Here is a 22,296-nt window from a genome sequence, read left to right as displayed (position 1 = left end):
TCGATCCCGGGGCGTCGGCCCGTTCCTGATGGATCGGGTGGAAGAGACCTCCGGCAGCGCGACGACGCTGATTACCTGCCGTTACGTACTGCCGGAGGCGCAGTGGATGTTTCCCTGGCCCTATGGGTCCTGACCATCGCGGGCCTTGCCGCCCTCATCGCGGTCGATTTCTTCATCGGCCGCAAGCCGCACGACGTGTCCATCAAGGAAGCCGGGATCTGGACGGTCGTCTGGATCGCCCTGGCCGGGCTCTTCGGACTCGGTCTGCTGATCTTCGGCGGCGGTGAGCCCGCCGGCGAGTTCTTCGCGGGCTTCATCACCGAGAAGTCGCTCAGCGTCGACAACCTCTTCGTCTTCGTCCTGATCATGGCGAAGTTCGCGGTCCCGTCGCAGTACCAGCAGCGGGTCCTGCTCGTCGGCGTCCTCATAGCCCTGGTCCTGCGGGCGATCTTCATCGCCGCAGGCGCCGCGATCCTCGCCAGCTTCGCATGGGTGTTCTACCTCTTCGGCGCCTTCCTGATCTGGACCGCCTGGAAGCTCATCCAGGAGGCCCGCTCCGGCGAGGAGGAAGAGGAGTTCGAGGAGAACAAGCTGCTCAAGTCCGTGGAGAAGCGCTTCGGCGTCGCCGACCGCTACCACGGCACGAAGCTGTGGATCCAGCAGAACGGCAAGCGGGTCATGACCCCGATGCTGGTCGTCATGCTCGCGATCGGCTCCACCGACGTGCTCTTCGCCCTAGACTCCATCCCGGCGATCTTCGGCCTGACGCAGGACCCGTACATCGTCTTCACGGCCAACGCCTTCGCCCTGATGGGCCTCAGGCAGCTGTACTTCCTCATCGGCGGCCTGCTGAGGAAGCTGGTCCACCTCAGTTACGGCCTCTCGGTCATCCTGGGCTTCATCGGCGTGAAGCTGGTGCTGCACGCCCTGCACGAGTCTGGGGTGCACGTGCCCGAGATCAGCATCCCGGTCTCGCTCGGCGTCATCTGCTCCGTCCTGATCATCACCACGCTCACCAGCCTGCGAGCCTCGAAGAAGCAGGCGGCGGCCGAGGCGGCGCAGACGGCGGGCGAAGGCGCTCCGAAGGACAGCATCGAAGCCTGACCACGGACGACGTAGGAACAACCACCCCCGGGAGCGGTGCGCGGCGCATTGCCGAGCACCGCTCCCGGTGCTTCGTTGGGAGCTGGGCGTTTTCGTGCGAAGACGCCGGATACGGGTGGAGGCACCATGAGTACATCGCAGCGGTTCGTGCAGATCGTCGAGTTCGAGACCGACAGCATCGACGAGATGCGAGCCCTGGCCGAGGAAGGGGAGCAACGCCTCACCGAACGGGCCGACGGCCCGACCCGCCGCCTCGTCCTCAAGGACAGGAACCGTCCCGACCGCTACCTCGTGGTGATCGAGTTCGACTCCTACGACGAGGCCATGCGCAACAGCGAAGACCCGGAGACGGGCAAGTTCGCGGAGCGGATGGCCGCACTGTGCACCAGGCCCCCGTCCTTCACCGACTGCGACGTCGAGGACACCACCGAATTCAGGTGACGACCGAGTTCAGGTGACGGCCGAGTTCAGGTGACAGTCAAGTTCGGGTCGGCCGAGTTCAAGCAACGTCGGTCGCCGCAGGGGTTGTAGAAGCCGCAGGGGCCGTACGGGCCGGAATGCGAAGCCCGTACGGCTCTGCGACGATCGCTGCATGATCGCTCGGCTCAGGCCGGTCACGACCCGGTGGACGTCCCTCGTGCCGGCGCTCGCGGTCGTCCTGCTGGCGCTGACCTGGGGACGCGACCTGGCCGGCGCGGTCGTCGCACTGGTCACCCTGGTCCTCGCCGGAGCCGTACTGGCGGCCGTGCACCACGCGGAGGTCGTCGCCCACCGGGTCGGTGAACCCTTCGGCTCCCTCGTCCTCGCGGTCGCCGTGACGATCATCGAGGTCGCCCTGATCGTCACGCTGATGGCGGACGGCGGCGACAAGAGCTCGACGCTGGCCAGGGACACGGTCTTCGCGGCCGTGATGATCACCTGCAACGGCATCGTCGGCCTGTGCCTCCTGGTCGCCTCCCTGCGCCACGGCACGGCGATCTTCAACCCGGAGGGCACCGGCGCCGCCCTGGCGACCGTCGCGACCCTGGCCACGCTCAGCCTGGTCCTGCCGACGTTCACCACCAGCAAACCGGGCCCGGAGTTCTCCAGCGTCCAGCTCACCTTCGCCGCACTGTCCTCGCTGATCCTGTACGGCCTGTTCGTGGCGACGCAGACCGTCCGGCACCGCGACTACTTCCTGCCCGTCACCCGGCAGGGCGACGTCATCAGCGTGGACGACCACGCCGGCGTCCCGAGCTCCCGGACCGCCCTGATCAGCCTCGGGCTGCTCGGCCTGGCCCTGATCGGCGTCGTCGGCCTCGCCAAGGGCGTCTCGCCCACCATCGAGTCCGCAGTCGAGGCCGCCGGTCTCCACCAAGCGGTCGTCGGAGTGATCATCGCGCTGCTGGTGCTGCTCCCCGAGACCATCGCCGCGCTGCGCTCCGCCCGCCGCGACCGGGTGCAGACCAGCCTCAACCTCGCGCTCGGCTCCGCGATGGCCAGCATCGGTCTGACGATCCCCGCGGTCGCCCTGGCCTCCGTCTGGCTCTCGGGGCCGCTCGTCCTCGGCCTCGGCTCCACCCACCTGGTGCTGCTCGCGCTGACCATCGTGGTCAGCTCGCTGACGGTGGTCCCGGGCCGGGCCACGCCGTTGCAGGGCGGCGTCCATCTCGTGCTGTTCGCCGCGTACCTGGAACTGGCGATCAACCCGTAGCGGCGCGTAAACGCTTGCGCAGTCGCTTGCGTAAACGCTTACGCAGGCGTTTGCGTAGACGTTTGCGCAAGCGTTTACCTAAGCGTTTACGCGCACTCCCCGGAGGCCGCCCCGGCCGTCCCGGCCGCCTCGGCCGCCGCCACCGGCCCCGCCGCCGGCTCCGCCGTCTGCTCCGGCACCGGCCGGGTCTCCGGCAGCAGTGCGAAACAGCCCAGGCTGAGCAGCGCGACCCCCGTCAGATACGCGCCCACGCCCCACGGAACCCGCCCCGAGTGCTCCGCGAGGGCCGTCGCCACGATCGGCGTGAGCGCGCCTCCGAGGACGCCGCCGAGGTTGTAGCCGACCGCCGCACCGGTGCAGCGCACGCGCGGCGCGTACAGCTCCGGCAGATACGCCGCGATCACCGAGAACATCGTGACGAAGGCGATCAGCGCCCCCAGGATGCCGAGGAATATCGGCAGCGGCTCGCCGGTCGCGAGCAGTGCGACCATCGGGAACATCCACAGCGCGGCAGCCGCGCATCCGGCGAGGCACAGCGGCCGTCGGCCGTAGCGGTCGCCGAGCAGCGCCATCACGGGCGTCAGCGCCCCCTTCACCACCACGGCGGCCAGGATGCAGGCCAGCATGACCGTACGGGCCACCCCGAGCCGCTCCGTCGCGTACGCCAGGGACCAGGTCGTCACGGCATAGAAGATCGCGTACCCGACGGACAGCGCGCCGGCGGTCAGCAGGACGAGCCGCCAGTGGTCGCGCACGACCTCGACGAGCGGCACGCGCGCGTGGTCGTCGATCTCCAGGAACCGAGGGCTCTCGGGCAACGACGACCTGAGCCACAGCCCGAGCACCGCCAGCGCCCCGGCCGCCCAGAAGGGCACCCGCCACCCCCACTGTGTGAACTGCGCCTCGGTCAGCGTCGCCGACAGGACCAGCACGACCCCGTTGGCGAGCACGAAGCCCACCGCGGGCCCGACCTGCGGGAAGCTCGACCACAGGGCGCGCCGCTCGGCGGGCGCGTGCTCGGCGGTCAGCAGCACCGCGCCGCCCCACTCCCCGCCGAGCCCCAGCCCCTGCAGAAAACGCAGGACGAGCAGCAGCAGGGGAGCGGCCACACCGATCGTGTCGTAGGTCGGCACGCAGCCGACCGCGACCGTAGCGGCGCCGGTCAGCAGCAGGGAGACGACGAGCACCGGCCGGCGCCCGTGCCGGTCCCCGACATGTCCGAACAGCACCGACCCCAGCGGCCGCGCCACGAACCCCACGCCGAACGTCGCGAACGCGGCCAGCGTCCCCGCGAGCGGCGAGAACGTCGGGAAGAACAACGGACCCAGGACCAGCGCGGCCGCCGTCCCGTAGACGAAGAAGTCGTAGAACTCGATGGCGGTCCCGGCGAGCGAGGCGGCCGCGAGCCGTGGCATGGAGGGCGTCTTCACGGTGTGTACGTCGTGCATGCCGCGTCAACTACCCACGGTGACCACGGGTTACGGGGGCGCGTGGGAGCGCGGCGCGCCTCCGGGAGCCTCAGTAGACGACGGTGATGCGCCGCGCGGGACCGTCGACGCGGACCGTGCCGCCATAGGGGATGACGAGCTGGGGATCGGTGTGCCCGAAGTCCACGTCGAAGACGGCCAGGGTGTCCGGGGCGTACGCCTTCAGCGCGCGCTGCACCGCCTCGCGCTGCTCGGCGGCGTAACGGGCGCCCTCCTGAGGGCTGTTGGGGTGCTCGAAGGACCATGTCTTGGCGCGGGCCGTCAGCAGCGCCGGGAAGCGCCGCAGCAGGCCGCGCTCGCCCATGTTGCGCAGGATCCGGAAGACCTCCGTGGCGCTCGGCAGCTCCTCCGAGGTCTCCAGGAACAGCACGCCGCCGTCGTACACCGACGGGTCGCGGGCGATCTCACGGTCGGCCATCAGCAGCCACGACAGGATCTCCAGATTGCCGCCCCAACTGCGGCCCTCCACCACGCGATCGGCGTTGACCCAGCTCCAACCCTCGCCCGGCCGGCTCTCCGGCTCCGACGCGAAGGTCGCCGGGTCGGCCCAGTCCCGGTCGACGTCGTTCCAGCGCTCGGCGGGCCGCAGCTCGTAGGGGCCCGAAGTGAACAGTGCGGCGCGCAGCGAGTCGGCGGTCCGCGGGTGCAGGGCCCCGGGCCGCCCGAACTCGCACATCACGCTCCCACCGTGGTAACCGACGACGCCGGCGTTGTACAGGAACGCCAGCAGGTTGGTGTTGTCGCTCGTCCCGAAGAACGGCTTCGGGTTCGCCCGCAGCAACTCCCGGTCCAGCAACGGCAGCACGGTGATCTGGTCCTCGCCGCCGATCGACGCGACGACCGCCCTGACGTCCGGGTCCGCGAACGCGGCGTGGATGTCGTCGGCGCGCTCCTGCGGCGTCGTCCCCATCCTGCGCGTCGTGGGGTATTCGACCGGCTTCAGGCCGAACTCCTCACGCAGCCGCTCCAGGCCCAGCTCGAAGGGGCGCGGGAAGAGCTGCGGCAGGCCCGCGGAGGGCGAGATGACGGCGATGCGGTCGCCGGGCGAGGGCTTGGGAGGATACGTGGGCGTCGTCATGTCGGGGAGGGTACGGCCTGCTGCGCTGCGGTTTCATCGTGATAAACCGGTCTGAGCGGCGGTCCCCGACGGATCGCTCCCGAACGGACCGGAGGAACCGTGCCCCGCACCCTGGCCAACGCCCCGATCATGATCCTGAACGGCCCCAACCTGAACCTCCTGGGCCAGCGTCAGCCGGAGATCTACGGTTCCGACACGCTCGCCGACGTCGAGGCGCTGTGCGTCAAGGCTGCGGCCGCGCACGGCGGCACGGTGGACTTCCGCCAGTCCAACCACGAGGGCGAACTGGTCGACTGGATCCACGAGGCGCGGCTCAACCACTGCGGCATCGTGATCAACCCGGGGGCCTACTCGCACACCTCGGTCGCGATCCTGGACGCCCTCAATACCTGCGACGGCCTGCCGGTGCTGGAGGTCCACATCTCCAACATCCACCGGCGCGAGGCCTTCCGGCACCACTCCTACGTCTCGCTGCGCGCCGACGGCGTCATCGCCGGCTGCGGGGTGCAGGGATATGTGTTCGGCGTGGAGCGCGTCGCCGCACTCGCGGGCACGGGGAAGACCGACGCGTAACGACCGGCCTCCAGGCGCACGCCCCTTACCCTTACGCGGCTTACCGCGGCCGACCGCGGCTTTTCGCGGCCCCTGGAGGCGCCTCGCAGCGCCTCAGAGGCGGCCGGCTTCGACGATCCGCCGCAGGAACTGTTGCGTGCGCTCCTGCTGCGGGTCGCCGAAGACCTGCTCGGCGGTGCCGCGCTCCAGCACTACCCCGCCGTCCAGGAAGCAGACCTGGTCGGCCACCTCGCGCGCGAAGCCCATCTCGTGCGTGGCCAGCACCATGGTCATGCCGTCGCCCTTCAGGTCGCGGACGACGTTGAGGACCTCGCCCACCAGCTCCGGGTCCAGCGCCGCCGTGATCTCGTCGAGCAGCAGCAGCCGGGGACGCACGGCCAGGGCGCGCACGATCGCGACCCGCTGCTGCTGGCCGCCGCTGAGCCGGTCGGGGTACTCGTCCGCCTTGCCGGCCAGCCCGAGCCGCTCCAGGAGCTCCCTGGCGTACTCCTCGGCCCGCGCGCGGGCGACGCCGTGCACGCGGCGCGGGGCGAGCGTGATGTTCTCCAGCACCGTCATGTGCGGGAACAGGTTGTACGCCTGGAAGACCACGCCGATCCGGCGCCGTACCGCGTCCTGGTCGACGCGCGGGTCGGTGATCTCCTCGCCGTCCAGCCAGATCGCGCCGTCGTCGACGTCCTCGAGCAGGTTGGCACAGCGCAGCAGCGTGGACTTGCCGGAGCCGGAGGCCCCGATCAGCGCGGTGACCGTGTGCGGGGCGACCTCCAGGTCCACGTCCCGCAGGACGACGGAGTCGCCGAAGGTCTTGCGGACGGACTCCATCCGCAGCACCGGAGCGTCGCTCATGTCGTTCCTCCTTGCGCCCGCTGACGGTCCATCCGGGCCGTCACCCAGTCCGTGAAGCGGGTCATCGGGATGGTCAGGGCCACGAAGAGCAGCCCCGCGACGATGTACGGCGTGTAGTTCAGGCTCCGGCCCACGATGATGTCCGCCGCACGCACGGCGTCGACCGCGCCGCCGATCGAGACGAGACCCGTGTCCTTCTGCAGCGACACCAGGTCGTTCAGCAGCGGCGGCACCTGCCGGCGCACCGCCTGCGGGAGCACCACGTACCGCAGCGCCTGCCGGTTGGACAGGCCCAGCGAGCGGGCCGCGGCGCGCTGCGAGGGGTGCACGGACTCGATGCCGGCGCGGAACACCTCGGCGACGTACGCCGAGTACGTCAGCGTCAGCGCCGTACCGCCCAGCAGCACGGGGTCCACGGTGACGCCCTGCAGCCTCAGCGCCGGGACGCCCAGCACCACGATCATCAGGTTGATGATCAGCGGCAGACCGCGGAAGAAGTCCGTGTACGCCGCCGCCAGCACCCGCAGCGGGAAGAACACCGGGCCGCGCAGTGTGCGGGCCACGGCGATGAGCATGCCGAGCACCAGCACCGCGGCGCCGCAGACCAGCAGCAGCCGGACGTTCAGCCACAGCCCTTCGAGGACCTTGGGCAGCGCCTCGCGCGCGTACTGCCCGTTGAAGAAGGTCTCCTTGGTACGCGGCCAGCCGGGCGCGCCGACGACGACGAAGTAGAGGGCGACACCCGTGGCCAGGGTCGAGAGCGCGGCGATCGCCGTGGCGCGGCGGGCACGCGCGCGTCTGTAGCGTTCACGCTCCAGCCGCCGCTGCGACGGGGCGTACCCGTCACCGGCGCCGTCACCGCCCCCGGACAGGTCGTCCTCGTCGTCCGCGCCCTCCCGGCCGGACTCGTCCTTGGTGACCGTCACTTGAGCACCGGGGCGTCGACGGCGTCGGCGAGCCACTGCTGCTCGATCTTCGCCAGGCTGCCGTCCTTGCGGAGCGTGTCCACGGCCGCGGTCACGCAGGCCGTGAGCGGGCTGCCCTTGTCGAGTACGAGCCCGAACTGCTCCGGCGCGGTGCCCTGGTTCTCGAACTGGCCGACGATCTCGGCGTCGGTCACCTCGGCGGCGGTGATGTAGAAGGCGGTCGGCAGGTCGACCACGATGGCGTCGACCTGACCGTTCTTCAGCGCGGACTTGGCCTGGTCGTTCTTGGCGTACACGGCCGCCTGCTGAGACGGCTTCACCACGTCGTCGATGTAGTCGAGGCTGGTCGTGCCGACCTGGGCGCCCAGCTTGAGGCCCTTGAGGCCGGCGATGGTCGTCGCGCTCGCGGCCTTCGTGCCCTTGAGGGCGATGACGGCCTGACGCACGTCGTAGTAGCCGGACGAGAAGTCCACGGCCTTCTTGCGCTCGTCGCTGATCGACACCTGGTTGATGTCGAAGTCGAAGGTCTTCTCGCCCGGCGCGAAGGCCTTGTTGAACGGCACGCTCTGCCAGACCACCGCGCTCTTGTCGTAGCCGAGCTGCTCCGCGACGGCGTACGCCACCGCGGACTCGAAGCCCTGGCCGTTGGCCGGCTTGTCGTCCTTGAACCACGGCTCGTACGCGGGCTCGTCGGTCCCTATGGTCAGCTTGCCGGAGGTCTCGGTGGCCAGCTTGCCCTTGGCGCAGGTGTCCGTGCTCGAAGCGGAAGGCGTGGTGGCCGCCTTGTCCTCCGGTTGCGGAGCGCAGCCGACGGCGGTCGCGAGGAGGGCTACGGTGGCGCCGGCCACGGCGCGGCGCAGAACACGAGGGGCGAGAGACATGGCGGGAGAGTGGCAGCCAAATCCCTGTTTGTCGAGGTCACACCATCAGTTGTTCGCATAGTGGGAACGGGTGTTGCAGTCTCGTGAACAGGTTGTGAGGACTGCGCCCGGTCGCCTGGTCGCCCGGCCCGCTGAGCGCCTGGGCCGCCGGTCGAGGGCGGGGATCGTGGACCGGCGGCCCGATCCGCGCCGGAGCCGTCATCCCGCGCGGGGCTGCCACCAGTTGACCGCGCAACCACGTGTGCGGGGAGCGCGTGCAGAGGGTCGGCGCGTGCGCGCGATTCACACGGGGCGCGCGTTCGGCAACGCGCGCCCCTGCGTGGACGACTCAGCTCACCACCCGCGCGCGTGCCACTCCGGAAGGTGCGGCCGCTCCGCGCCCAGCGTGGTGTCGTTGCCGTGTCCCGGATAGACCCAGGTCTCGTCCGGCAGCGCGCCGAAGATCTTCGTCTCGACGTCGTGGATCAGGCTGGCGAACGCCTCCGGGTCCTTGCGGGTGTTGCCCACGCCCCCGGGGAAGAGGCAGTCGCCGGTGAAGACGTGGGGGTGGCCGTGCGGGTCGTCGTAGACCAGGGCGATCGAGCCGGGCGTGTGCCCGACCAGATGGCGTGCGGTGAGGCTCACGTTCCCCACCCGGATGACGTCGCCGTCGTCGACCGGGACGTCGGTCGGCACGGGGATGCCCTCGGCGTCCTCCCGGCCGGCGTAGGTACGCGCGTGCGTGCCGGCCACCACCTCGGCGAGCGCCTGCCAGTGGTCGCCGTGCTGATGCGTGGTGACGACGGACGCGATGCCGTCGTCACCGATCATGCCGAGCAGGGCCTCCGCGTCGTTGGCCGCGTCGATCAGCAACTGCTCGTCCGTGGCCCGACAGCGCAGCAGATAGGCGTTGTTGTTCATCGGGCCGACCGCGATCTTGGTGATCATGAGGTCCTTGAGCTCGTGCACGTCGGCAGGGCCGCCGACCGTCACCTCTCCGCTGTACGTCATGGCGGCAGCCTATAGCGGGGGAAGGGCCGGGAGCGTGCCGCCGTCGACCGTCAGTCCGGATCCGTCACGGCGGCCCGCGAGCCAGCCCAGGAGGTCGGCGGGGGCGCCGGTGACGGTCACCTCGGGACCGTCGGCCTTGCGGCCCGTGCTCCACGCGCGCGAGGTGTCCGTCAGGCGGGTCGGCGGGACGTCGGGATGTCCGTCGAACCGCTCCGCGAGGAACTCGATCTCCCGCCCGGTGAACTCCTCCGGCAGGTCCTCCAGCTCGTAGCCGATGCCGAGGTCCACGTGGTGCAGCTCGACCTCCACCCACCGTCGGAAGGGCACGCGGGCCGCCGCGTCGACCACCCCGTTGCGCAGTTGCACCGTGCGCGACCAGTCCGCGGGCGCCGCTCCCGCCTCCTGGAAGCGGACCCCGCTCTCCCGCAGGTCCGCGAGCTGCACGTCCAGTGGGCGAGGGGCGTCCCGCTCGATGTCGGCGTCGCGCACGTGCGCGTCGGCGTACATGGGGCGCCCTTCCAGGACGTTCACGAGGGCGTCGGCGTTGCGGGCGATGTGGGCGAGCACATGGCCGCGGCTCCAGCCGGGCAGGCGTGACGGCTCGGCCGCCGACGCGTTGTCCAGTGCCCCGACTTCGGTGAGCAGTCGCTCGGTCGCGGCACGTACAGACTCCAGGTCATGAGCGTGATCAATCATGCTGCTGACCCTAGTCCCGCCACCCCTTCGGGTGAAGGTGGCCGCTCTGGCCCGCAAATCGAATGCACGTGCTATATGGTCGGTGGCGGCGTCGGGCATGCTGGAAGGCCGGGGATTGTTGTGAACCGGTGAATCCCGACCGGCGTTGTCAGTGGCTCCCCCTAGTCTGAAAAAGACGGGGGCCCCGCCCCTGTCACTTCTCTCAAGAAAGGTGCGGACCGGCGTGGCCGACCGTCTCATCGTCCGTGGCGCGCGCGAGCACAACCTCAAGAATGTCTCGCTCGATCTGCCACGCGACTCGCTCATCGTCTTCACGGGCCTGTCGGGGTCGGGCAAGTCCTCGCTGGCCTTCGACACCATCTTCGCCGAGGGACAGCGGCGCTATGTCGAGTCCCTCTCCTCCTACGCCCGCCAGTTCCTCGGCCAGATGGACAAGCCGGACGTCGACTTCATCGAGGGCCTCTCCCCGGCCGTCTCCATCGACCAGAAGTCGACCTCGCGCAACCCGCGCTCCACGGTCGGCACCATCACCGAGGTCTACGACTACCTGCGGCTGCTCTTCGCGCGCATCGGCAAGCCGCACTGCCCCGAGTGCGGCCGGCCGATCTCGCGCCAGTCCCCGCAGGCCATCGTCGACAAGGTGCTGGAGCTGCCGGAGGGCAGCCGCTTCCAGGTGCTGTCGCCGCTGGTGCGCGAGCGCAAGGGAGAGTTCGTCGACCTGTTCGCCGAACTCCAGACCAAGGGCTACTCCCGCGCGCGGGTCGACGGCGAGACGATCCAGCTCTCCACCCCGCCCACGCTGAAGAAGCAGGAGAAGCACACCATCGAGGTGGTCATCGACCGCCTCACGGTGAAGGAGTCCGCCAAGCGCCGTCTCACCGACTCGGTGGAGACCGCCCTGGGCCTGGCCGGCGGCATGGTCGTGCTCGACTTCGTCGACCTTCCCGAGGACGATCCCGAGCGCGAGCGCATGTACTCGGAGCACCTGTACTGCGCCTACGACGACCTGTCCTTCGAGGAGCTGGAGCCCCGCTCCTTCTCCTTCAACTCGCCCTTCGGCGCCTGCCCCGAGTGCTCCGGCATCGGCACGCGCATGGAGGTCGACGCCGAGCTGATCGTCCCGGACGAGGACAAGTCCCTCGACGAGGGCGCGATCCACCCCTGGTCGCACGGTCACACCAAGGACTACTTCGGCCGGCTGATCGGCGCTCTCGCCGAAGCGCTCGGCTTCCGCACCGACATCCCCTTCGCGGGCCTGCCGCTGCGCGCCAGGAAGGCCCTGCTGCACGGCCACAAGACGCAGATCGAGGTCCGCTACCGCAACCGGTACGGGCGCGAGCGCGTCTACACGACGCCCTTCGAGGGCGCCGTCCCGTTCGTGAAGCGCCGGCACAGCGAGTCCGAGAGCGACGCCAGCCGTGAGCGCTTCGAGGGCTATATGCGCGAGGTGCCCTGCCCCACCTGTCAGGGCACGCGTCTGAAGCCGCTCGTCCTCGCGGTCACGGTCATGGACAAGTCCATCGCCGAGGTCTCCGGCATGTCCATCAGCGACTGCGCGGAGTTCCTGGGCGAGCTGAAGCTCAACGCCCGCGACAAGAAGATCGCCGAGCGGGTCCTGAAAGAGGTCAACGAGCGGCTGCGGTTCCTGGTCGACGTCGGCCTGGACTACCTCTCGCTCAACCGCGCGGCCGGCACGCTCTCCGGCGGCGAGGCCCAGCGCATCCGCCTGGCCACCCAGATCGGCTCCGGTCTCGTCGGCGTCCTGTACGTCCTCGACGAGCCGTCCATCGGTCTGCACCAGCGCGACAACCACCGGCTGATCGAGACCCTCGTCCGGCTGCGGGACATGGGCAACACGCTCATCGTCGTCGAGCACGACGAGGACACCATCAAGGTCGCCGACTGGATCGTGGACATCGGCCCCGGCGCCGGCGAGCACGGCGGCAAGGTCGTGCACAGCGGCTCCTACAAGGAGCTGCTCGACAACGCCGAGTCGCAGACCGGGCAGTACCTGTCCGGCAAGAAGGCGATCCCGCTGCCCGAGATCCGGCGCCCGCAGGACCCGTCCCGCAGGCTCACCGTGCACGGCGCCCGCGAGAACAACCTGCAGGACATCGACGTGTCCTTCCCGCTGGGCGTGTTCACCGCGGTCACCGGTGTGTCCGGCTCCGGCAAGTCGACGCTGGTCAACGACATCCTGTACACGCACCTGGCCCGCGAGCTGAACGGCGCACGGAACGTTCCCGGGCGGCACACGCGTGTGGACGGCGACGACCTCGTCGACAAGGTCGTACACGTCGACCAGTCGCCCATCGGCCGCACCCCGCGCTCCAACCCGGCCACGTACACCGGCGTCTTCGACCACGTCCGCAAGCTGTTCGCGGAGACGACCGAGGCGAAGGTCCGCGGCTATCTGCCCGGCCGCTTCTCCTTCAACGTCAAGGGCGGCCGCTGCGAGAACTGCGCGGGCGACGGCACGATCAAGATCGAGATGAACTTCCTCCCGGACGTCTATGTCCCGTGCGAGGTCTGCCACGGCGCCCGGTACAACCGGGAGACCCTGGAGGTCCACTACAAGGGCAAGTCCATCGCCGACGTCCTGAACATGCCGATCGAGGAGGCGACGGAGTTCTTCGAGGCCGTCCCCTCGATCGCCCGCCACCTCAACACCCTGAAGGACGTCGGCCTCGGCTACGTCCGGCTCGGCCAGTCCGCGACCACCCTGTCCGGCGGTGAGGCCCAGCGCGTCAAGCTCGCCAGCGAGCTGCAGCGCCGCTCCACCGGCCGCACGGTCTATGTCCTGGACGAGCCGACGACGGGTCTGCACTTCGAGGACATCAGCAAGCTCCTGACGGTCCTCGCCGGCCTGGTCGACAAGGGCAACACGGTCATCGTCATCGAGCACAACCTCGACGTGATCAAGACCGCCGACTGGGTCGTGGACATGGGCCCCGAGGGCGGCGCCGGCGGCGGCCTGGTCATCGCCGAGGGCACGCCGGAGGAGGTGGCCGCGGTGTCGACCAGCCACACCGGCAAGTTCCTCCGGGAGGTCCTGGGCGCCGAGCGCATCAGCGACGCGGCCCCGGTGAAGGCCCCGCGCAAGACGGCGGCGAAGAAGACGGTCGCGGCCAGGACGGCGACGGCACGGAAGACCGCGACCGCCAAGACGGCGACCGCGAAGACCGCCACGGCCAAGTCCGCCGCCGCGAACGACACGGCGACGAAGAAGGCCGCCGGGGCGACGACGAAGGCCACGCCCGCGAAGAAGACGACGAAGTCGACGCGGGCGACCAAGGCCTGACACCACGCGCGAAAGGACGGCGCCCCGCGGGAACTCCCCACGGGGCGCCGTCCGTTCCTCCTACAGCTCGCCCACCTCGGAGGCGTACGGCGGTTCCGCACCGGCCCGGGAACACGTGATCGCCGCCGCGCGTGCGGCGAACCGCAGCAACCGCGTCCAGTCGTCGGCGCCGAGGAACTCGACGGCGGTCGGGGACAGGGCGTCGCGCAGCGCGAGACCGTGCAGCAGCGCCGCGTTCACGGTGTCCCCGGCGCCGATGGTGTCCACCACCTCGACCTCCTCGCCGGGCACGGGGTGGATCGAGCCGTCGCGGGTGAAGACGCTCAGTCCGGCGCCGCCGTGCGTGAGCACCACCGCCGTCGGCCCGGCGGACAGCCACTCGTGCGGGGTGCCGCCCAGCCACCGGGCGTCCTCCTCGGAGAGCTTGAGCAGGGACACCGAGGGCAGCCAGCTCTTGAAGCGGGCCCGGTACGCGTCGGCGTCCGGGATCAGCCCGGGCCGGATGTTCGGATCGAGCGCGGTGAACAGGCCCTGCGCGGCGGAGGTCCGCATCAGCTCCTCGTACGCGCTCGCGCCCGGCTCCAGGACGAGCGAGCAGGTGCCGAAGGACACCGCACGCGTCCCTGCGGGCAGCGCAGCCGGGGCCGTGAACAGCCGGTCGGCGGTGCCGTCGACGTAGAAGGAGTACGCGGCCGAACCGTCCCCGTCGACCGTGGCGACCGCGAGGGTGGTCGGCTCCGTGCCGCGCTGCACCGCGGACACGTCCACGCCCGATTCCCGCAGTCTGCCGAGCAGCGCTTCGCCGAAGGCATCCAGGGAGGTGCGCGAGCAGAAGGCCGTGGGGGAGCCGAGGCGGCCGAGCGCGACCGCCGTGTTGTAGGGACCGCCGCCGAGTGCCGGCTGCAGCCCCGCGAGGGCGCCCGTGCCCTGCGGTACCAGGTCGATCAGGGCCTCACCGGCAACGACGATCACAGGGCGGATCCTTCCTCGGGGCTGTCGGGGCTGTCGGGGCTGTCGGGGCCAACGGTGCTCGTTCCGTCCTTGCAGCCGCACGACGTGCGATGGACGAAGGTGCAGGGAAGCCGTACGGTCCGGGCCGGGCGGTCGGGCGCGGCGAGGCGTTCGAGCAGCATCCGGACGGCCAGGGCGCCCAGGTCCCGGCTGGGCTGGGCGATCGCGGTGAGCCGGGGGGAGAACACGTCCGCCCAGGCGAAGTCGTCGAAACAGCACAGCGCGATGTCCTCGGGCACGGAGAGGCCGCGGTCGCGCAGGGCACGCAGGGCGCCGATGGTCATCGCGTTGTTGGCGGTGACGAGGGCGGTGGGCGGTGCGGCCTGGGAGAGCAGGGCCGCGGTGGCCCGTTCGGCGCCGGCCGACGCGGAGTCGCCGTGGGCCAGGAGGCGCTCGTCGTAGGGGAGTCCGGCGGCGGCGAGGCCGTGCCGGTAGCCGGAGATCCGTTCGCCGGTGGTGCTCAGGCCGGGCAGGCCGGCGACCAGGGCGATGCGGCGGTGGCCCAGTTCGGCGAGGTGGGCGACCAGTCGGGCCGTCGGTGCGGCGTTCTCGGCGCAGACCTGGTCGAAGCGGGGAGCGCCGTCCGCCGCCGCCTCGACGACCCGGTCGAGGAGCACGGTCGGCACGGCGTGGCGGCCGAGGTAGGACAGGAGGCCGCGCGGGTCCGCGGACGGGGCGACGATCAGGCCGTCGACGCGGCGCTCGTGCAGGAGCTGGACGACCTTGCGTTCGTGCTCGGGCTCGTCGTGCGGATCGGCGATCAGGAGGCTGTACCCCTGCTCCAGGGCTCCGGCCTCGACGCCCTGGAGGATCTCCGTGAAGTAGGGATTGCTGATCGCCGACACCGCGAGCCCGATGGAACGGGTGCGGGAGGTCACCAGGGAGCGGGCGAGGGTGTTGGGCGTGTAGCCCAGCTCGTCGATGGCGTCGAGGACGGCCTGGCGGGTGTGGGGGAGCACCGGGCGGGTGTCGTTCAGCACGTGCGAGACGGTCGCCACGGACACTCCCGCGTGCCGTGCGACGTCGGCCATGGTCGGCATCTGGTCGCCTCGCCTCCCCGGGGCCCCGCGGTCCGGGCCCGTGCCCGTCCTTCCGGCGGGAAGCTATCTCATTCAGCGCCCCGCGTAAACGCTTGCGCAAGCGTTTACGTCAGTCGAACGGTCATCCGAACTCACTCCCAGTCCCATCCGATGCCCACCATGCCCGACCGCACCCGCGGCTCCACGAGGTGCACCGAACGGTGTCGGCCGCTGATCGGCAGTTCCTGGCGGCCGCCGCGCGGGGCCGCCGCCGAGTGCTGGGTGAACCGATGGCAGCGCACGGGCAGGGCGTGCTCGTCGAAGCGGATCTGGAGGGCGTACTGGCCGCCCGCCGCACCGAAGCCGCGCACGTACTCACGGCACACGTCGGCGGTCCCGTCCTCCACGCCGTAACGGAAGAGGAATGTGTCGCCGGCCCGCAGGCGGGTGTCGAAGAGGAACTCGGCCACGAGCACGCCGGTGTCGTGATGGCGGCGGACGCGACCGGCCCGGCAGTTCTCCAGGGCATGCACCGCCATCCGCTCCGGTGCGCACCCGGGGTCGCCGTGGTGGACGGCCACGAAGCGGTCGACGCCGTCGCGGTGGGCGCGCACGATGTGCTGCGACTCGCGCCCCAGGAGTTCACGGCGTGCCCCGATGCGGACCCGCTCATGGTGGCCGAGCGTGTGCAGTCCGCCGTCGACGGGGCACTCCAGTTCAACGAGCAGCTGTTCGAGAGCGCCGGTGGCCTCCAGGAACGAGCGGTAGGAGCGGCCCGCGGACTGCCCGGCCGTCGTGCCGCCGTTGCCGCCGTTCCCGCCGTCGGAGTCCGCGAGCAGCCGGATCAGGGACTCGTCCGGCAGGTGCAGGATCTCCTCCAGCGCCCGCACCGCCCGCAACGACTCGGGACGCTGCGGACGCCGGGCGCCCTGCTGCCAGTAGCTCAGGCTTGTCACGCCCACCTTGACCCCGTAGCGCGACAGATGATGCTGGACGCGCTGCAGCGGCAGTCCACGGGCGGCGATCGCGGCACGCAGCGCCACGTGGAAGGGGCCGCCGCGCAGGGCCGTGTCCAGTTCCGCGGTGGTGGCGACGACGACGGCGGCGTCCGCGTGCTGTGTGGCGTGCGGCATGCAGGGGCCTTTCTGTGAATGCTCACGACGGCTGGTCGGACCGTTCGCGTGGGTGGTCGGGGTCTTGCCCGTGACGCAGCAGCTCCTTCACATCCGTAAGGCGCCCTTCAGGGCCCCGAGTTCCCCCGCATTGAAGCGTGTTGACCAAGTCCCGACAACACCTGATGCCCGAGTGGCACGTGCGTGTGGCCGAGTCGCTGCCCCCGGGCCCGTCCCTGCTGTGCCCGGTCGTCCACAGCCCCGCCGGACACCCCTGCCGTTGTCCACAGCCCCGTCGGAGTGTCACTCCGCGCCAGTAGGGTGTGAGACATGGCCGACCCCTCCAGCTACCGCCCCAAGCCGGGACAGATCCCGGACTCTCCCGGGGTGTACCGCTTCCGCGACGAGCACCGCCGGGTGATCTACGTCGGAAAGGCGAAGAGCCTGCGCCAACGCCTGGCGAACTACTTCCAGGATGTGGCAGGCCTCCACCCGCGCACCCGCACGATGGTCACCACGGCCGCGTCGGTGGAGTGGACGGTGGTGTCCACGGAGGTCGAGGCGCTGCAGCTGGAGTACTCCTGGATCAAGGAGTACGACCCCCGGTTCAACGTCAAGTACCGCGACGACAAGAGCTACCCCTACCTCGCGGTCACGATGAACGAGGAGTTCCCGCGCGTGCAGGTGATGCGCGGCCACAAGAAGAAGGGCGTCAGGTACTTCGGACCGTACGCGCACGCGTGGGCGATCCGGGACACGGTCGACCTGCTGCTGCGCGTCTTCCCCGTGCGCACCTGCTCCGCCGGCGTCTTCAAGAACGCCGCCCGCACCGGCCGGCCCTGTCTGCTCGGCTACATCGGCAAGTGCTCCGCGCCCTGCGTCGGCCGGATCACCCCCGAGGAGCACAGCGAACTGGCCGACGAGTTCTGCGACTTCATGACCGGCCGCACCGGAGCCTACCTCCGCCGTCTGGAGAAGCAGATGATGGAGGCGGCCGAGGAGATGGAGTACGAGCGGGCCGCCCGCCTGCGCGACGACATCGAGGCCCTGAAGAAGGCCATGGAGAAGAACGCGGTCGTGCTCGCGGACGCGACCGACGCCGACCTGATCGCGGTCGCCGAGGACGAGTTGGAGGCGGCCGTCCAGATCTTCCACGTCCGCGGCGGGCGCGTGCGCGGCCAGCGCGGCTGGGTGACCGACAAGGTCGAGGACGTCACGACCGGCGCCCTCGTCGAGCACGCCCTGCAACAGCTGTACGGCGAGGAGCGCGGCGACTCCGTCCCCAAGGAGGTGCTGGTCCCCGCCCTGCCCGAGCCCGCGCTGCCCGTCCAGGAGTGGCTCACCGAGCGCCGCGGGTCCAACGTGTCGCTGCGCATCCCGCAGCGGGGCGACAAGAGGGCCCTGATGGAGACCGTCGAGCGCAACGCACAGCAGTCGCTCGTCCTGCACAAGACCAAGCGGGCCTCCGACCTGACCACGCGCTCGCGTGCCCTGGAGGAGATCGCCGAGGCCCTCGACCTGGACAGCGCCCCGCTCCGGATCGAGTGCTACGACATCTCGCACCTCCAGGGCGACGACGTCGTGGCCTCCATGGTCGTCTTCGAGGACGGTCTGCAGCGCAAGAGCGAGTACCGCCGCTTCCAGATCAAGGGCTTCGAGGGTCAGGACGACGTCCGCTCCATGCACGAGGTGATCACCCGCCGCTTCCGGCGCTACATCGCCGAGCAGGGGAAGACGGGGGAGTGGACCGACGGCGAGCCCCCGCTCACGGACGGCGCCCCGCTCACCGTCGGCGCCGATGCCGATGCCGACGCCATGGAAACCGTCCTCGCCGGCACCCTCACCGAGGACGACGGCCGTCCCAAACGGTTCGCCTACCCGCCCCAGCTCGTCGTCGTCGACGGCGGACAGCCGCAGGTCGCGGCCGCCAAGCGGGCGCTGGACGAACTGGGAATCGACGACGTCGCCGTCTGCGGCCTCGCCAAGCGCCTGGAGGAGGTCTGGCTGCCCGGCGACGACGACCCGGTCGTCCTGCCCCGCAGCAGCGAAGGCCTCTACCTGCTGCAGCGCGTCCGCGACGAGGCCCACCGCTTCGCGATCACCTACCAGCGCACCAAGCGGGCCAAGCGCTTCCGCGCCGGGCCGCTGGACGAGGTGCCGGGCCTCGGCGAGACCCGCAAACAGGCGCTGATCAAGCACTTCGGGTCGGTGAAGAGGCTGCGGGCTGCGACGATCGACCAGATCTGCGAGGTCCCGGGCATAGGCCGCAAGACGGCCGAGACCATCGCCGTGGCCCTCGCGCAGGCGGCGCCGCCCGCTCCCGCCGTGAACACGGCGACCGGAGAGATCATTGAAGACGAGGAACCCGATACGACGGCGGGTTCCCCCGGAGATCCCGTGACGGCGGGCGCCCCGGAAGAACGACTGGGGCAGGAGACATGACCGAGCACGATGCACACCCCACAGACCAGAGAGAACAGGCGCCCCCGGACCCCGGGGCCGCCGACAGCCCCCGGCAAGAAGCACGCCACGAAGACGGAGCACAGGTGAGTACGGACGTCACGCCGCCCGGGATCCCCGAGGCGGCCATCCCCGAGCTGGTGATCATCTCCGGCATGTCCGGGGCCGGTCGCTCGACGGCAGCCAAGTGTCTGGAGGACCTCGGCTGGTTCGTCGTCGACAACCTCCCGCCCGCCCTGATCCCCACCATGGTGGAGCTGGGCGCCCGCTCGCAGGGCAACGTGGCGCGGATCGCGGTGGTCGTCGACGTCCGCGGCCGGCGCTTCTTCGACAACCTCCGTGAGTCCCTCGCCGACCTCGAGGCCAAGGGCGTCACCCGGCGGATCGTCTTCCTGGAGTCCTCCGACGACGCCCTGGTGCGCCGCTTCGAGTCCGTGCGCCGCCCGCACCCCCTCCAGGGCGACGGCCGCATCGTCGACGGCATCGCCGCCGAACGCGAGCTGCTGCGCGAGCTGCGCGGCGACGCCGACCTGGTGATCGACACCTCCAGCCTCAACGTGCACGAGCTGCGCGCCAAGATGGACGCCCAGTTCGCGGGCGACGAGGAGCCCGAGCTGCGGGCCACCGTGATGTCCTTCGGCTTCAAGTACGGCCTGCCGGTCGACGCCGACCTGGTCGTCGACATGCGCTTCCTGCCCAACCCGCACTGGGTCCCGGAGCTGCGCCCCTACACCGGCCTCAACGAGGAGGTCTCGGCGTACGTCCTCAACCAGCCCGGCGCGAAGGAGTTCCTCGACCGGTACGCGGAGCTCCTCCAACTGGTCGCCGCGGGCTACCGCCGGGAGGGCAAGCGCTATGTGACCATCGCGGTCGGCTGCACGGGCGGCAAGCACCGCTCGGTGGCCATGTCGGAGAAGCTCGCCGCGCGCCTCGCGGCCGAGGGCGTGGAGACGGTGGTCGTACACCGGGACATGGGACGGGAATGACAGGACGTACTCCACGGCTCGGCCGGCTGCGCAGGGTCGCCCTGGAGGGGCGCGCGGGCCGGCCGGTCGAGGCCCGAGGCGGCAAACCGCGCCGCCGCGGCACCCAGCCCAAGGTCGTCGCCCTCGGCGGCGGCATGGGTCTGTCCGCCTCGCTCACGGCGCTGCGCCGGATCACCGGCGACCTCACGGGCGTCGTCACGGTGGCGGACGACGGCGGCTCCAGCGGCCGCCTGCGGGACGAACTGGGCGTGCTGCCGCCCGGTGACCTGCGCAAGGCGCTGGCCGCGCTGTGCGGCGACGACGACTGGGGCCAGACCTGGGCCCGCGTCATCCAGCACCGTTTCCAGTCGCAGGGCGAGATCAACGGCCACGCGGTCGGCAATCTGCTGATCGTCGCCCTGTGGGAGCAGCTCGGCGACCATGTGCAGGCCCTGGACCTGGTCGGCAAGCTGCTCGGCGCGCAGGGCCGGGTGCTGCCCATGTCCGCCGTGCCGCTGGAGCTCCAGGCGCTGGTCAAGGGGCACGATCCGCTGCGGCCGGACGACATCGACACCGTCCGGGGACAGGCGACCGTGGCGCTCACGCCCGGCGAGGTGCAGTCCGTGCACCTGGTGCCGAACGACCCGCCGGCCGTCCCGGAGGCCGTCGCCGCCGTCCTGGACGCGGACTGGGTGGTGCTCGGGCCCGGCTCCTGGTTCTCCTCGGTCATGCCGCACCTGCTGGTGCCCGGCCTGCTCGACGCGCTCATGGAGACCAAGGCCCGCCTGGTGCTCTCCTTGAACCTCGCCCCGCAGCCGGGAGAAACCGACGGCTTCTCCCCGCAGCGTCATTTGGAGGTTTTGGGACGACACGCCCCTAAACTCGCCCTGGACGTGGTGCTGGCCGACGAGGCCGCCGTGCCCGACCGCGACTCGCTGACCGACGCCGCCAAGCGGTTCGGGGCCGTGGTCGAGCTGGCGCCGGTGGCCCGGCCCGACGGAACCCCGAGGCACGACCCGGAGTTGTTGGCCGCCGCGTACGACCGTATTTTTCGGATGCATGGAAGGATCGGCCCATGGCGATGACGGCAGCGGTGAAGGATGAGATTTCCCGGCTCCCCGTCACCCGGACCTGCTGCAGAAAGGCGGAGGTCTCCGCGATTCTGCGGTTCGCCGGCGGCCTCCACCTGGTGAGCGGGCGCATTGTGATCGAGGCGGAGCTGGACACGGCGATGGCGGCCCGTCGGCTCAAGCGGGACATCCTGGAGATCTTCGGCCACAGCTCGGAGCTGATCGTGATGGCCCCGGGCGGTCTGCGCCGCGGCTCGCGCTATGTCGTGCGGGTCGTCGCGGGCGGTGACCAGCTGGCCCGGCAGACGGGACTCGTCGACGGCCGCGGCCGCCCGATCCGGGGTCTGCCCCCGCAGGTGGTCTCCGGCGCGACCTGCGACGCGGAGGCGGCCTGGCGAGGGGCTTTCCTGGCGCACGGCTCGCTCACCGAGCCCGGCCGCTCCTCCTCCCTGGAGGTGACCTGCCCGGGTCCGGAGGCGGCGCTCGCGCTGGTCGGCGCGGCCCGTCGGCTCTCCATCGCCGCGAAGGCCCGAGAGGTGCGCGGCGTCGACCGGGTCGTCGTCCGCGACGGCGACGCGATCGGCGCGCTGCTCACCCGCCTCGGCGCCCATGAGTCGGTGCTGGCCTGGGAGGAGCGCCGGATGCGCCGCGAGGTGCGCGCCACGGCGAACCGGCTCGCCAACTTCGACGACGCCAACCTGCGCCGCTCGGCACGCGCCGCCGTCGCCGCGGGAGCCCGTGTCCAGCGCGCGCTGGAGATCCTCGGCGAGGAGGTGCCCGAGCACCTCGCGGCGGCCGGCCGGCTGCGCATGGATCACAAGCAGGCCTCTCTGGAGGAGCTCGGCGCGCTCGCCGACCCGCCGCTGACGAAGGACGCGGTCGCCGGCCGTATCCGCCGGCTGCTGGCGATGGCCGACAAGCGTGCCTCCGACCTCGGCATCCCGGGCACGGAGGCCAACCTCAGCGAGGACCTCGCCGACAATCTGGTCGGCTGATCACCCGTCAGAGTGCCGGTGGTGGGGGGCCGGGGGGGGGGCCCCCCCCCCAGTTTGTGGGGTTGTGTGGGTTTGGAGTAGAACACCAC

At 70.9% G+C, this 22,296-nt stretch carries 19 protein-coding genes; 9 read left to right on the top strand and 10 right to left on the bottom strand.

Annotated elements, in window-relative coordinates:
• Nucleotides 1-102: 102 nt before the first annotated feature.
• The 3 genes from ACWD4O_RS05795 to ACWD4O_RS05785 all read left to right on the top strand — a co-directional run bounded on the left by ACWD4O_RS05795 (nucleotide 103) and on the right by ACWD4O_RS05785 (nucleotide 2,797).
• A complete protein-coding gene (locus ACWD4O_RS05795) occupies nucleotides 103-1,104 on the top strand; it encodes a TerC/Alx family metal homeostasis membrane protein (protein WP_451277802.1) in 1,002 nt (333 codons plus the stop codon).
• 126 nt (nucleotides 1,105-1,230) lie between these two features.
• The gene (locus ACWD4O_RS05790; protein ID WP_450951668.1) at nucleotides 1,231-1,545 is read left to right on the top strand and encodes a hypothetical protein; all 315 of its coding nucleotides are present in this window, start codon (nucleotides 1,231-1,233) and stop codon (nucleotides 1,543-1,545) included.
• A gap of 151 nt (nucleotides 1,546-1,696) precedes the next feature.
• Nucleotides 1,697-2,797 (top strand): calcium:proton antiporter, encoded by a 1,101-nt coding sequence (locus ACWD4O_RS05785; RefSeq protein ID WP_450951667.1) that lies wholly within the window; start codon nucleotides 1,697-1,699, stop codon nucleotides 2,795-2,797.
• Nucleotides 2,798-2,883: 86 nt separating this feature from the next.
• On the opposite strand, the gene ACWD4O_RS05780 is transcribed toward ACWD4O_RS05785, so the two are convergent.
• Nucleotides 2,884-4,245 carry an MFS transporter gene (locus ACWD4O_RS05780; RefSeq protein WP_451277799.1) on the bottom strand — a complete coding sequence of 454 codons (1,362 nt, stop codon included), beginning with the start codon at nucleotides 4,243-4,245 and terminating at the stop codon, nucleotides 2,884-2,886.
• Between the two features lie 70 nt (nucleotides 4,246-4,315).
• Nucleotides 4,316-5,362 carry a S66 family peptidase gene (locus ACWD4O_RS05775; protein ID WP_451277797.1) on the bottom strand — a complete coding sequence of 349 codons (1,047 nt, stop codon included), beginning with the start codon at nucleotides 5,360-5,362 and terminating at the stop codon, nucleotides 4,316-4,318.
• Nucleotides 5,363-5,461: 99 nt separating this feature from the next.
• Between ACWD4O_RS05775 and aroQ the strand changes: the two genes are divergently transcribed.
• On the top strand, nucleotides 5,462-5,935 hold the full coding sequence (gene aroQ, locus ACWD4O_RS05770) for a type II 3-dehydroquinate dehydratase (RefSeq protein WP_450951665.1): 474 nt from the start codon (nucleotides 5,462-5,464) through the stop codon (nucleotides 5,933-5,935).
• A 93-nt stretch (nucleotides 5,936-6,028) separates the two neighbouring features.
• On the opposite strand, the gene ACWD4O_RS05765 is transcribed toward aroQ, so the two are convergent.
• From ACWD4O_RS05765 to ACWD4O_RS05745, 5 genes are all read right to left on the bottom strand, one after another.
• Nucleotides 6,029-6,781 (bottom strand): amino acid ABC transporter ATP-binding protein, encoded by a 753-nt coding sequence (locus tag ACWD4O_RS05765; RefSeq protein ID WP_451277794.1) that lies wholly within the window; start codon nucleotides 6,779-6,781, stop codon nucleotides 6,029-6,031.
• Complete coding sequence (locus tag ACWD4O_RS05760; protein WP_451277792.1) at nucleotides 6,778-7,707, bottom strand: amino acid ABC transporter permease; 930 nt, start codon at nucleotides 7,705-7,707, stop codon at nucleotides 6,778-6,780. The genes ACWD4O_RS05765 and ACWD4O_RS05760 overlap by 4 nt, the downstream gene beginning before the upstream one ends.
• A complete protein-coding gene (locus ACWD4O_RS05755) occupies nucleotides 7,704-8,588 on the bottom strand; it encodes an ABC transporter substrate-binding protein (protein WP_451277790.1) in 885 nt (294 codons plus the stop codon). The genes ACWD4O_RS05760 and ACWD4O_RS05755 overlap by 4 nt, the downstream gene beginning before the upstream one ends.
• A gap of 333 nt (nucleotides 8,589-8,921) precedes the next feature.
• Nucleotides 8,922-9,578, bottom strand: coding sequence for an MBL fold metallo-hydrolase (locus ACWD4O_RS05750; protein WP_451277788.1), 657 nt, complete (start codon nucleotides 9,576-9,578; stop codon nucleotides 8,922-8,924).
• 9 nt (nucleotides 9,579-9,587) lie between these two features.
• Complete coding sequence (locus tag ACWD4O_RS05745; protein ID WP_451277786.1) at nucleotides 9,588-10,274, bottom strand: maleylpyruvate isomerase family mycothiol-dependent enzyme; 687 nt, start codon at nucleotides 10,272-10,274, stop codon at nucleotides 9,588-9,590.
• Nucleotides 10,275-10,497: 223 nt separating this feature from the next.
• Here ACWD4O_RS05745 and uvrA point away from each other — a divergent pair, with 223 nt between their 5' ends.
• Complete coding sequence (uvrA, locus tag ACWD4O_RS05740) at nucleotides 10,498-13,575, top strand: excinuclease ABC subunit UvrA (RefSeq protein ID WP_451277784.1); 3,078 nt, start codon at nucleotides 10,498-10,500, stop codon at nucleotides 13,573-13,575.
• Nucleotides 13,576-13,635: 60 nt separating this feature from the next.
• On the opposite strand, the gene ACWD4O_RS05735 is transcribed toward uvrA, so the two are convergent.
• From ACWD4O_RS05735 to ACWD4O_RS05725, 3 genes are all read right to left on the bottom strand, one after another.
• On the bottom strand, nucleotides 13,636-14,547 hold the full coding sequence (locus ACWD4O_RS05735; protein WP_451277782.1) for a carbohydrate kinase family protein: 912 nt from the start codon (nucleotides 14,545-14,547) through the stop codon (nucleotides 13,636-13,638).
• Nucleotides 14,544-15,626: a LacI family DNA-binding transcriptional regulator gene (locus ACWD4O_RS05730; protein ID WP_451277780.1), complete on the bottom strand. Its 1,083-nt coding sequence runs from the start codon at nucleotides 15,624-15,626 to the stop codon at nucleotides 14,544-14,546. Before ACWD4O_RS05730 ends, ACWD4O_RS05735 begins: the two co-directional genes overlap by 4 nt.
• A 131-nt stretch (nucleotides 15,627-15,757) precedes the next feature.
• Entirely contained in the window at nucleotides 15,758-16,738 is a 981-nt protein-coding gene (locus ACWD4O_RS05725) for a hypothetical protein (protein WP_450952954.1), read from the bottom strand.
• Nucleotides 16,739-17,047: 309 nt separating this feature from the next.
• On the opposite strand from ACWD4O_RS05725, the gene uvrC reads away from it, so the two are divergent.
• Genes uvrC through whiA form a run of 4 tightly spaced genes read left to right on the top strand, consistent with a single transcriptional unit; the run spans nucleotide 17,048 to nucleotide 22,207 of the window.
• Complete coding sequence (uvrC, locus tag ACWD4O_RS05720) at nucleotides 17,048-19,159, top strand: excinuclease ABC subunit UvrC (RefSeq protein ID WP_451277778.1); 2,112 nt, start codon at nucleotides 17,048-17,050, stop codon at nucleotides 19,157-19,159.
• Nucleotides 19,156-20,163, top strand: a complete 1,008-nt coding sequence (rapZ, locus tag ACWD4O_RS05715; RefSeq protein WP_451277776.1) for an RNase adapter RapZ — start codon at nucleotides 19,156-19,158, stop codon at nucleotides 20,161-20,163. Before uvrC ends, rapZ begins: the two co-directional genes overlap by 4 nt.
• A complete protein-coding gene (locus ACWD4O_RS05710; RefSeq protein WP_451277774.1) occupies nucleotides 20,160-21,227 on the top strand; it encodes a gluconeogenesis factor YvcK family protein in 1,068 nt (355 codons plus the stop codon). The genes rapZ and ACWD4O_RS05710 overlap by 4 nt, the downstream gene beginning before the upstream one ends.
• A complete protein-coding gene (gene whiA, locus ACWD4O_RS05705; RefSeq protein ID WP_351920778.1) occupies nucleotides 21,218-22,207 on the top strand; it encodes a DNA-binding protein WhiA in 990 nt (329 codons plus the stop codon). Before ACWD4O_RS05710 ends, whiA begins: the two co-directional genes overlap by 10 nt.
• The last annotated feature ends 89 nt before the right edge of the window (nucleotides 22,208-22,296 follow it).

The sequence above is a fragment of the Streptomyces sp. NPDC002623 genome, assembly GCF_053592635.1.
Note: the sequence above shows the minus strand (reverse complement) of the source record. Positions and strands in the feature narration are given on the sequence as shown.